The following is a 10,727-nucleotide window of genomic DNA, read 5'->3' on the forward strand; positions in this document are numbered from 1 at the left end:
AGGATGACTTCGCTCTGTCGCCATAAGTCGTCCTCTGCGCAGTTTCAGGCCGCGCCGTTCTTCACATAGTCCGCCCGGTTGATACCATGGCGTTGCAGCTTGTCGTAAAAGGTCTTGCGGGCGATACCGAGCGTGGCGATGGTTTCCGCAACGTCGCCATTGGATTGCTCCAGTGTCTCGCGGATAATGCGCGCCTCGATCTCGTCCATACGCTCCGGCAAGGTGCCGGAAGCCGGGATTTCTGACTGCAGAACAGATGTGGCCGCCAATTCCGTCTCAAGCCCCAGAACCACCCTCTCGGCAAAATGGCCGAGTTCCCGGACATTGCCAGGCCAATCATGATCGTTGAGACGACGGGAAACCCCGGCGCCGATCTGCGGCACCGGCATGTTGAAGCGGTTGGCTGCCTTGGTGACGAAGTGGGAAAACAGGAGTGGAATATCCGCCCTGCGTTCACGAAGCGGCGGTATCGACAATGTGACGACATTCAGCCGGTAATAAAGGTCCTCACGAAACGCGCCGCGTTCGGCCGGATCGCCAAGGTCAACCTTGGCCGCCGCAACCACGCGGATATCGACAGGTCGCTCCTCGTTTGAACCAAGCGGCGAAACCTCGCGCATTTCCAGCACACGCAGCATTTTCACCTGCACGGCAAGCGGCATGCTTTCGATCTCGTCCAGGAACAACGTGCCACCACTTGAATGTTCGATGCGGCCGACACGTTTTTTCTGTGCCCCGGTAAATGCCCCCGGCTCATGGCCGAAAAGCTCGCTTTCGATCACCGTTTCCGGTAGCGCACCACAATTCAGCGCGACGAAATTGCCCTTGGCGCGCTTCTTGCTCCAGCGATGAAGGGCCGTTGCCACCACTTCCTTGCCGCTGCCCGTTTCGCCGGCCACCAGCACATCGACATCCGTATCGGCAATATGCCTGAGCGTCATGCGCAAGCGCTCCATGGCGGGTGTCTGCCCGATCAGCGGCAGGTCGTCCTCCGCCTGCCCGGCTGCCCGGCGAAGCGCGCGATTTTCCAGCACGAGGCGGCGTTTTTCGAGGGCTCTGCGGGCGCTTTCCACCATCCGTTCGGCGGGAAACGGCTTGGCTATGAAGTCATAGGCGCCGTTGTGGAGCGCATCAACGGCCATGGGTACATCGCCATGGCCGGTAATGAGGATGACAGGCAAGTCCGCATCGATCTTGCGGACATGGTCGAAAAATTCCAGCCCGGTCATGCCTGGCATGCGCACATCAGTGATAACGACGCCGTCGAAATCTTCACTCAAAGCTGCAAGCGCCTGCTCGGCTCGGGAAAAGGAAGTGACCGGCAGCCCGTCTAGCTCCAGCGTCTGCACCATCGCCTTGCGCAGCTGCGAGTCGTCATCGACCAGAAATATAGTACCATCCGCCGTCATGTCATGCTCGCTTCAGATATACGGAAAAACACGTGCCTGCCTCGCCACTCGTCACCTCAATGCGCCCGCCATAGTCCGAAGCGATATCGTTTGAGATGACAAGGCCAAGGCCGAGACCGCCCTCCTTGGAGGTATTGAAGGGTGAAAAAAGCTGGGCACGTATGTCTTCCGGAATGCCCCCGCCATTGTCGCCAACCGAGATTACAACCGCGTCGCCCTCTTCGCGAACACGTACCTCCACCCGGGCCGTATCAATCGCTTCAGTCGCTTCCAGCGCGTTTTGCAGAAGATTGATGAGGATTTGCTCCAGCCGGATGCGGCTGCCGAGCACTTTTAGATCCTGATCGGGCAAGACAATATCGAGCGCGTCCATCTGACCGGAAAAACGGCTGCGCAGCAGCATCACCGCGCCTTCGATGACGGTTCGAACACTGACAGGTTCAGCGCCGGTTCGGCCCTTGCGCGCGAGTATCTTCAGATCGCTGGTAATCGTGCCGATACGCTCGGTAAGGGCGGCAATGTCCTCAAGATTTTCACTGGCTTCAGCCAGACGTTCACGCTTCAGCAGAGTGCGCGCATTATCGGCAAAGGCGCGGATTGTCGCCACAGGCTGGTTTATCTCATGGGCCACGCCAGCCGCCACCTGCCCAAGAATGGAAAGGCGGTTGGCCTGCACCAGCTCATGCTGGACATTGCGCAACTCCCCGGTGGTCTTTTCGTGCAGGGCGATTTCCGCCTGAAGATGATCGCGCGTCTTCGTCAGATCGCGGGTTCTCTCCTGTACCTTCAGTTCAAGCTCGGCGCGGGCCCTTTGTTCTTCTTCCTTTTCTTTCAGAGCCTTGTGCCTGCGCCACAGCCACAGCGCCGAAAGCGCAATCAGCGGCATGAGCGTCGCCAGCGCCACCGCCCTGCCCTCGCGGATGGCGGCATTCAAAGCGGGTGCGACGGGCTGAAGATAATGCAGGGTCCAGGATGTCGTCGGCACCGGTATTTCCAGCCGAAGATAATCGCCGCGTTCGCGCCCCGGCTCATCAACGTGGATGAGCGGAACACCGTCGCCCAGTGATCGAGCCGTTCGGAAAGGCAGCGTCGCCAGCGCCTCATTGCCGAATTGCAGGCTTTCGGAAATGGTGTTTCGTCGCGCCTCGTCGATGGCCGCGACTGTCTTGAAGCGCCACTCCGGCACGCTCGTCATCAGCACGACACCGTTTCTGTCGACGACATAGACCGGCTTGCCTCCGATATTCCAGTCCGCTTCCAGCCGGTTGAACTCGACCTTGGCAATCACGACGCCAAGCGGCCGGCCATCAGCCGCATCGATCCGGCGGGAGATATAGAGACCTGGCCGGCGACTGACATTGCCGAGCGCATAATGTTCGGACATACCAGTCTTCATCGCCGCCTGAAAATACTCGCGGAAGGCATAGTTGGAACCCACAAAGCTGTCCGCCTGCCGCCAGTTGCTCGACGCGATGGTCAGGCCGGTCGGCCCGGTCACGTAAATAACAGAGGACTGGGTTCCTTCGATAAGCCCTTCAAGCTTTCGATTAAGCCGATCAAGAGCCGAAGAGCCACCGCCATCGAGAGCGACGGCAAGATCGGGATCGCCGGAAAGAACCAGCGGAATGGCCCGCGGCCGCTCCAGCGCAACATTCAAAAGGGCGATCTTCAGTTCCGCATCGGTGGAGGCCTCGGAACCCGCCGCACGCAGGGCCTGATGGCGGGCAAATTCATCGGCGACAAGCAGCATGCCGAAACCGATAAGCAGCCAAAGCCCCGCGAGCGCCAGCCATTGCGCCCGTCGCTTCGCCTGAGAATGGAGTGAATTCTCTATCTGGTTCATGGGCCAATTGTGCGGATTTACGCACAGACCGCAAGAGTTTTTGTCCGGAATTCCGCACAGTCAACTGCCGTGCCTTCTATCCCTCCAAAAAAGAACTTTTTGAATCAGTCAGTTACGGCAAATAATCAAGTCTGGCATGCGTATTGCACATGACTCCGCAATCGGCGCGAAGCCGTCAACGACACGGCGATCCCGGGAGGCCAATCAAGGCAGGGTGAGGCCGAGGAGGAAAAAACATGATCGATACGACAGCCGTGGCCGCGGGCCACGCCAAATTGCCATTCTACAAGCATCTGTATTTTCAGGTTCTGGTGGCCATCATAGCCGGTATCGCACTCGGCCATTTCTACCCGGCCTTCGGTGAAGAACTGAAGCCGCTCGGCGACGGCTTCATCCGCCTCGTCAAGATGATCATCGCGCCCGTCATCTTCCTCACTGTCGCAACCGGCATTGCCGGCATGAACGACATGAAGAAGGTTGGCCGCGTGGCTGGCAAGGCTATGATCTACTTCCTCGTATTCTCCACCCTTGCGCTTATCGTCGGCCTCATCGTCGCCAACACCGTGCAGCCCGGCGCGGGCATGAACATCGATCCGGCAACGCTGGATGCCAAGGCCGTCGCGACCTACGCCGACAAGGCCCATGAGCAGACCATCACCGGCTTCCTAATGAACATCATCCCGACGACCATCGTCGGCGCATTCGCCAGCGGCGATATCCTGCAGGTGCTGTTCTTCTCGGTGCTCTTCGGTATCGCGCTCGGCGTCGTCGGCGAAAAGGGCAAGCCGGTCACCGATTTCATGCACGCCCTGATGTATCCGATTTTCAAGCTGGTCGCGATTCTGATGAAGGCCGCCCCGATTGGTGCTTTCGGCGCCATGGCCTTCACCATCGGCAAATACGGCATCTCGTCCGTCACCAATCTTGCGATGCTGATCGGCACTTTCTACGTCACGTCCTTCCTGTTCGTGTTCGTGGTCCTCGGCGCCGTCTGCCGCTATAACGGCTTCTCCATCGTCGCGCTGATCCGCTATATCAAGGAAGAACTGCTGCTGGTTCTCGGTACCTCGTCTTCCGAGGCTGCCCTGCCGGGCCTGATGAGCAAGATGGAAAAGGCCGGCTGCAAGCGCTCCGTCGTTGGCCTCGTCATTCCGACCGGTTACTCCTTCAACCTTGACGGCACCAACATCTACATGACGCTGGCAGCCCTCTTCATCGCGCAGGCGACCGGCATTCACCTCTCCTTCGGCGAACAGATTCTGCTGCTGCTCGTCGCCATGCTCTCCTCCAAGGGTGCCGCCGGCATTACCGGTGCAGGCTTCATCACGCTCGCGGCCACGCTCTCCGTCGTGCCTTCGGTTCCGGTCGCCGGCATGGCGCTGATCCTCGGCATCGACCGCTTCATGTCGGAATGCCGCGCGCTCACCAACTTCGTCGGCAATGCGGTCGCCACCATCGTCGTCGCCCGCTGGGAAGGCGAACTGGACCAGGACCAGCTTGCCCGCGTGCTCAGCGGCAAGGAAGAATTCACCGGCATCGGCGATGTGGATCAGCTTCCGGCCTCGGTGCAGCCGGCAGAGTAATACGACCTCCCAAGGTCCTGCCTGCCCGGCCTCGTCCGGACAGGCCTCGCATGAAGGCCGGCGCGTCATCTCGATGTGTCGGCCTTTGTCGTTCAAGCAGGTCTCGGAAAACAGTTTTTATCGGACCGGCGATGCTGTAGGCCAGATCAAACAAGAACCGTTGCGATGAATGGAGTGGCCCATATGAGAAACATTTTCCTGGCGTGGCAGTTCTGGGCCCTGTTATCGGCGGCATTCGCGGCTCTGACTGCCATTTTCGCCAAGATCGGCATCGAAAACGTCAATTCCGATTTCGCCACTTTCATCCGAACCATCGTTATTCTCGCTGCCGCAGGCCTGATGGTTTATATCACCGGCAACTGGCAGCAGCCTTCCACCATCTCGGGGAAAACCTGGGCCTTCCTCGTGCTCTCCGGTCTGGCAACCGGCGCATCCTGGATATGCTATTTCCGGGCGCTGAAAATCGGCGACGCCGCCCGAGTCGCACCCATCGACAAGCTCAGTGTCGTCTTTGTCGCCGTCTTTGCAGTGCTGTTTTTGGGCGAAAGGCTTTCGCTGCCTAACTGGCTCGGCGTCGTGCTGATCGCCTGCGGTGCGGTGCTTGTGGCCTACCGGGGATAGGTCGGCCGGATCAACCGGCCGGCACAATTGCCAAAATTTTCAGCCTCGGGCGGCCGCAACCTTGTCGAGACCGCGCCTCACGCCAGCAAACAGCTCATCCAGTTGCTCCGCGGTAATAATCAGCGGCGGGCAGAAACAGATGGATTCACCGATTGGCCGGGTTATGACACCCTCCTCCTCAATCGCGGCGGCAAGGGCAAACGTCGTATCGCCCGGCTTCATGCCTTCCCATGGCTTCACCTCCAGCGCGCCGATGAGGCCGATACCGCGCGAGGAATGAATGAGCGGGTGATCCGCAAGTGCCTTCAGATGATCGAGGAACCTGCCTTCGAGCCGCGCGACATTGCCGACCAGATCGCGTTCCTGAATGATCTTCAGGTTTTCCAGCCCTACAGCCGTTGCGACCGGGTGGCCGGAGGCGGTGTAGCCATGGCCGAACGATCCGATACGGTCGGACTCATCGGCGATAGGCTGGTAGAAATTGTCATTCATGATGATCGCCGAAAGCGGCATGTAGGACGACGAAATCTGCTTTGAGACCACAAGCACGTCCGGCTTGATACCGTAGGTCTCGCAGGCGAACATCTTGCCCGTGCGGCCAAAACCGCAGATGACCTCGTCCACCACAAGCAGGATGTCGTATTTCTTCAGGATCGCCTGGACGCCTTCCCAATAGCCCTCCGGTGGCAGGAGAACGCCACCGGCGCCCATTACCGGCTCGCCCCAGAAGGCGGCGATGGTTTCGGGACCTTCGCGAAGGATCAGATCCTCCAACTCCCCGAGGATACGCGCGGTGAAATCCGCCTCACTTTCGCCCTCCTTCCCGAAATGCACATAGGAGGGGCAGGCCGTATGCAGCATGCGGTCCAGCGGCAGATCGAAACTCTCATGGTTGCGCGGCAAGCCGGTGATCGAGGCCGACGCAATGGTCACGCCATGATAACCCTTGATGCGGCCTATGATCTTTTTCTTTTCCTTCTTGCCCAGCGCATTCGAACGATACCAGACCATCTTGGCGACCAGATCGTTGGCTTCCGAGCCGGAGGAGGTGAAATGAACTTTCGACATCGGCACCGGCGAAAGCTCGATCAGCAGTTCGGCGAGATCGACGGACGGGCTATGCGTCTTGTAGGAGAAGGTGTGGTAATAGGGCAGCTTCTGCATCTGCTTTGTCGCCGCTTCCACCAGCCGCTGTTCACCAAAACCGAGCGCCACCGACCACAGTCCCGCCATCGCCTCGATATATCGCTTGCCACTGCTGTCGGTGACATAGATGCCCTCGCCGCTTTCAATCACCAGGCCACCGGTCTTTTCGAATTTGCGCAGATTGACATTGGGATGCATCTGATAGGCGATATCGCGTGCCTCGACGGAATTCGGCAGGATGGTCATCGATAATGGCTCCGTTTCGGTTGATTGACTGAGGCGTCAGACGTGCTGTCCGCCATTGATGTGGATTTCCGCGCCGTTGATGTAGCTGGACTGTTCCGAGCAGAGAAAAAGGATTGTCTGCGCCACCTCCGCCGTGGTGCCGAGCCGCCCGAGCGGAACCTGGGCATCCACCAGCTCGGCCGTACCCGGAGACAGAATGGCAGTATTGATTTCCCCCGGCGCAATCGCGTTGGCGCGAACGCCCCGCGGACCGAATTCATGCGCCAGTTCGCGCGTCAGTGCGGCTAGTGCCGCCTTCGACGTGGCATAAGCAACACCGGCGAAGGGGTGAACCCGCGAACCGACGATGGAGGTGACATTGACGATCGAGCCTTTCGCCGCCTCCAGCTCCGGCAGGAGCGCGCGGGCGAGCAGCGCTGTCGAGACGAGATTGACATTGAGCACCCGCGTCCAGATATCCGCCGTCGTATCCATCACACCAAGGCGGCTTCCGCCTTCGCCCTTAGGCGAAATTCCGGCATTGTTGACAAGTGCCGCAAGCTTTCCTTCCGGGAGGCGTGAACGCACCTCATCTGCCAGGTCTTCTACGCGCGACAGGTCTTCCAGATCGGCCTGGATATGGCTCTCGCGTGCGGAGGGCCAGCGGCATTCCTCGGAAAAGGGTTGCCGCGAAACGGTCAGGATCCTCCAGCCCTTTTCCTGAAACAGCTTGACGGTGGCATGCCCAATTCCCCGGCTGGCACCGGTCAGAAGCATGTAAGGAACAGCCATAGAGAACTCCTGTGCCATGCGGATCGTTGAGCCGGCCTCGCATTCAACACGCATGTTAGAGCGCTTCGGCCGGGTGACAAGGGCTTTTTTGTCGCGGTGGGCGAAGCAAGGCCGCTCGCGGGCTAATCCCATTTGATGCAGGGGTTTCACCCGAAGGGAATATTTGAAGCGGATCATTTGCCCATAAAATGAAACCTCCCGAATGTGTGATCTGTATTGGGAGGGGGACACATGCGCATCGACATCATTGACACCGACGCCGGCTTCGAGGCGGTTCGGGAAAACTGGGAATCGGTGTTCATGGCCGATCCCCATGCCCGGCATTTTCTCTCCTGGGGCTGGCTGCGCGATTACATGCCGCGCCGCAGGCGCTGGTTCGTTCTGGCTCTGAGGGAACGTTCGGAAGGCTCGCCCTATGTGGCGTTTTTTCCGCTGCGCATCGTCACCGAACCGGATAAGAAAACCGGCCGCTTTCACGACAGCATCGTCATGGCCGGCAATGCTGCCGCGGATTATACTGGTTTCATCACCCTGCCGGACTATGAAGATCACGCAGTCGCCGGTTTCTGCGCCTATATAAGACAACAGAACTGGACCGAGCTGAAACTCGATTATCTTTCAGGCCCGCCGGAACGGCGCGATGCCATGATCAGGGCGCTTCAGGGCCCGCTCGTCATGTTCCGCGACAATATGCCGACCAACCCCTACAACATCAACAATTGCATCTGCCCGGTCGTGACCCTGCCGGACACGTTTGAGGGGTATCTTGAAAGCCACATGAGCAGCCAGACCCGGCAAAAGCTCAGGCGTTTCATGAGAAAGGTCGAGGGCGGGGACGAATATCGCATCAGCTTCGCGACGAAAGACACCATCAAGCGGGACATGGACATCCTCTTCGATTTCTGGCGCATCCGCTGGGCGCCACATAAGGGCAAGGAACGCACCGAGCTCCTGATCGGCGCGACCCGCCAGATGCTGATGGATGTCCATATTCGCGGTGATCTAGAGGTACCTGTGCTGTGGTTCGGCGACCAGCCGCTTGGCGCACTCGCCAACATCATCGATCGCCGGAAAAAATCTGTAATGTTCTACATCACCGGCCGCGACGAGAACTGGAAGACGCCTTCCCCCGGCCTCGTGCTGCACGGGCATTGCATCCGGAGGGCAATCGAGCACGGTTTCAAGACCTACGACTTCCTGCGTGGCAACGAGCCCTATAAATATTTTTTCGGGCCGGAGGAGCAGAAGCTGAGCTGCACGCTGTTTCGCACCCGCTCGGGTGATAATCTGGGCGGCACGCTTCACCCGCGCAGTATCCGATTTGTCTACGAACAGGGACTCAAATTTTACAAGGCGGGCAGGAAGGCTGCCGCAAGCATCGCCTTCAGCCAGGTGCTTGCCGCAGCGCCTGGTCATTCCGGCGCCCAATTCGGGCTGGCCAACCTGTCTCTTGATCGGGGCGAGTTCCGGGAGGCGGAGATCGCCTTCCTGGCGCTTCTCGCCAGCGGCCAGGACCCGGTTCTGCTTTGGCTTCGCATCGGTGAGGCACGGCTGGCGCAGCAGCATTATCACGAGGCATCCGAGGCCTTCCGCCAGGTCACCAATCGCGCGCCGTTCCACCGCGAAGCGCTCTACAAATGCGCCGTTGCTCTCATCGCCGCCGAAAGAAAGATGGAAGGCGCCGAAATCCTTGAAAGATTGCAGCATTATCATTCGGACGAGGCCCAACATCTCGAATATGCGGAGAAGGCGCGGGCCGCGCTTGCGCGGCTGGAGCTGACGAAAACAAAGATCCCACTCCCTGCCGATGTCATCCCGCTCACCGTCAAACCGAAAACGGCGGGCAAGCGCTGGCACCCGCCAAAGGTTTTGCATTGAAGACAATGATCTGTAAGTTGCGGCAGCAAAAAGCCGACCGACCTGCAGGGAATTTTGATGTTTCTGACAAATAAGGACATGCTCGATCTCATCGAGCTTCGCCACGATTTGCATCGCCATCCGGAAATTTCCGGAGAGGAGAAAGAAACCGCCCGCCGCGTCCGTGCCTTTCTTGAGCAGGCACCACCTGACCGGCTTCTTGCCGGCCTCGGCGGCCATGGCGTGGCGGCCGTCTATGACAGCGGAAGAAGCGGCCCCTCGGTTCTGATCCGCTCGGAAATCGACGCGCTGCCTATCCACGAAAAGGGTGAAGTTGAATATCGTTCGAGCGTCGATGGAAAAGGCCATCTGTGCGGTCACGACGGCCACTCCACCATTCTGACGGCACTGGCGCTTGGCCTTGCCCGCCAGCGGCCGGAGACAGGACGGGTCATTCTTCTCTTTCAGCCGGCGGAGGAAACCGGTGCGGGCGCAGCCGCCGTTATTGCCGATCCACGCTTTGCGGAGATAAAACCGGACTATTCATTTTCACTTCACAACCTCCCCGGCCTGCCCTTCGGCCATGTCAGCGTGGTGGAAGGGCCGGTCAATTGCGCATCGCGCGGCATCAAAATCACGTTAGCGGGCAAGACGGCACATGCCTCCTCACCGGAACACGGCATTTCGCCCATGCGGGCGATTGCCAGGCTGATGCCGTCCCTGAGCGATCTCGGTTCCGGTTTTCCGCCGGCACCGGATTTTTCGATGGTGACGATCACCCACGCGATCATGGGGGAAGCGGCCTTCGGCATTTCCCCGGCTGACGCGGAAATCTGGGCGACACTCAGAACGCTGACCGACGACCGGATGGAAAACCTGTGCAACGCCGCGGAGACGCTCGCAAAAAGGGTGGCAGACGAAGAGTGGCTGGCGCTCAATATCACCTATGACGATATTTTCCTGCATTGCGAAAACGCCCCGGACGCCGTCGATCATATCCGGCAGGCGCTGGACGACGAGAAAATCTCCCACGGTTCTGAAGGTCTGCCCATGCGCGCTTCCGAGGATTTCGGCCGTTTCCGTGGCGTCTCGTCGTCGGCGATGTTCTTTCTCGGCGCAGGCCGTGACTATCCCAATCTGCACGACCCCGATTACGACTTTCCGGACGCACTGGTCGGTATCGGTGCGCGCATCTTCATGCGCCTCATTCGTAATCTCACTGACGGGAAATAAACCGTGGCTGGCTGCACG

Annotated in this window: 8 protein-coding genes; 4 read left to right on the top strand and 4 right to left on the bottom strand. The window is 59.3% G+C overall.

The window, feature by feature from the left end; all coding sequences use genetic code 11:
• Window positions 1-44: 44 nt before the first annotated feature.
• Window positions 45-1,409, bottom strand: coding sequence for a sigma-54-dependent transcriptional regulator (locus tag EGT36_RS18440; RefSeq protein ID WP_034498212.1), 1,365 nt, complete (start codon window positions 1,407-1,409; stop codon window positions 45-47).
• A 1-nt stretch (window position 1,410) separates the two neighbouring features.
• On the bottom strand, window positions 1,411-3,252 hold the full coding sequence (locus EGT36_RS18445) for a sensor histidine kinase (protein ID WP_125270809.1): 1,842 nt from the start codon (window positions 3,250-3,252) through the stop codon (window positions 1,411-1,413).
• A 236-nt stretch (window positions 3,253-3,488) separates the two neighbouring features.
• Between EGT36_RS18445 and EGT36_RS18450 the strand changes: the two genes are divergently transcribed.
• Both EGT36_RS18450 and EGT36_RS18455 read left to right on the top strand, forming a co-directional pair.
• Window positions 3,489-4,835: a dicarboxylate/amino acid:cation symporter gene (locus EGT36_RS18450; protein ID WP_035208109.1), complete on the top strand. Its 1,347-nt coding sequence runs from the start codon at window positions 3,489-3,491 to the stop codon at window positions 4,833-4,835.
• 183 nt (window positions 4,836-5,018) lie between these two features.
• A complete protein-coding gene (locus EGT36_RS18455) occupies window positions 5,019-5,456 on the top strand; it encodes an EamA family transporter (RefSeq protein ID WP_004438669.1) in 438 nt (145 codons plus the stop codon).
• A gap of 39 nt (window positions 5,457-5,495) precedes the next feature.
• On the opposite strand, the gene EGT36_RS18460 is transcribed toward EGT36_RS18455, so the two are convergent.
• Together EGT36_RS18460 and EGT36_RS18465 are read right to left on the bottom strand one after the other, a co-directional pair.
• Window positions 5,496-6,848 (bottom strand): aspartate aminotransferase family protein, encoded by a 1,353-nt coding sequence (locus tag EGT36_RS18460; protein WP_035208105.1) that lies wholly within the window; start codon window positions 6,846-6,848, stop codon window positions 5,496-5,498.
• Between the two features lie 36 nt (window positions 6,849-6,884).
• Window positions 6,885-7,619, bottom strand: a complete 735-nt coding sequence (locus EGT36_RS18465; RefSeq protein ID WP_004438662.1) for an SDR family NAD(P)-dependent oxidoreductase — start codon at window positions 7,617-7,619, stop codon at window positions 6,885-6,887.
• 231 nt (window positions 7,620-7,850) lie between these two features.
• On the opposite strand from EGT36_RS18465, the gene EGT36_RS18470 reads away from it, so the two are divergent.
• Together EGT36_RS18470 and EGT36_RS18475 are read left to right on the top strand one after the other, a co-directional pair.
• Entirely contained in the window at window positions 7,851-9,497 is a 1,647-nt protein-coding gene (locus EGT36_RS18470; protein ID WP_125270810.1) for a GNAT family N-acetyltransferase, read from the top strand.
• A gap of 57 nt (window positions 9,498-9,554) precedes the next feature.
• On the top strand, window positions 9,555-10,709 hold the full coding sequence (locus tag EGT36_RS18475; RefSeq protein WP_125270811.1) for an amidohydrolase: 1,155 nt from the start codon (window positions 9,555-9,557) through the stop codon (window positions 10,707-10,709).
• Window positions 10,710-10,727 lie beyond the last annotated feature (18 nt).

The sequence above is a fragment of the Agrobacterium sp. FDAARGOS_525 genome, from assembly GCF_003938925.1.
GTDB lineage: Bacteria > Pseudomonadota > Alphaproteobacteria > Rhizobiales > Rhizobiaceae > Agrobacterium > Agrobacterium pusense.

What these genes read in the sequence shown, in the direction of transcription:
- EGT36_RS18445 (WP_125270809.1), bottom strand. Translation starts at nt 3,252, where the DNA reads ATGAACCAGATAGAGAATTCACTCCATTCTCAGGCGAAGCGACGGGCG.
- EGT36_RS18475 (WP_125270811.1), top strand. Translation starts at nt 9,555, where the DNA reads ATGTTTCTGACAAATAAGGACATGCTCGATCTCATCGAGCTTCGCCAC.
- EGT36_RS18470 (WP_125270810.1), top strand. Translation starts at nt 7,851, where the DNA reads ATGCGCATCGACATCATTGACACCGACGCCGGCTTCGAGGCGGTTCGG.
- EGT36_RS18465 (WP_004438662.1), bottom strand. Translation starts at nt 7,619, where the DNA reads ATGGCTGTTCCTTACATGCTTCTGACCGGTGCCAGCCGGGGAATTGGG.
- EGT36_RS18460 (WP_035208105.1), bottom strand. Translation starts at nt 6,848, where the DNA reads ATGACCATCCTGCCGAATTCCGTCGAGGCACGCGATATCGCCTATCAG.
- EGT36_RS18440 (WP_034498212.1), bottom strand. Translation starts at nt 1,409, where the DNA reads ATGACGGCGGATGGTACTATATTTCTGGTCGATGACGACTCGCAGCTG.
- EGT36_RS18455 (WP_004438669.1), top strand. Translation starts at nt 5,019, where the DNA reads ATGAGAAACATTTTCCTGGCGTGGCAGTTCTGGGCCCTGTTATCGGCG.
- EGT36_RS18450 (WP_035208109.1), top strand. Translation starts at nt 3,489, where the DNA reads ATGATCGATACGACAGCCGTGGCCGCGGGCCACGCCAAATTGCCATTC.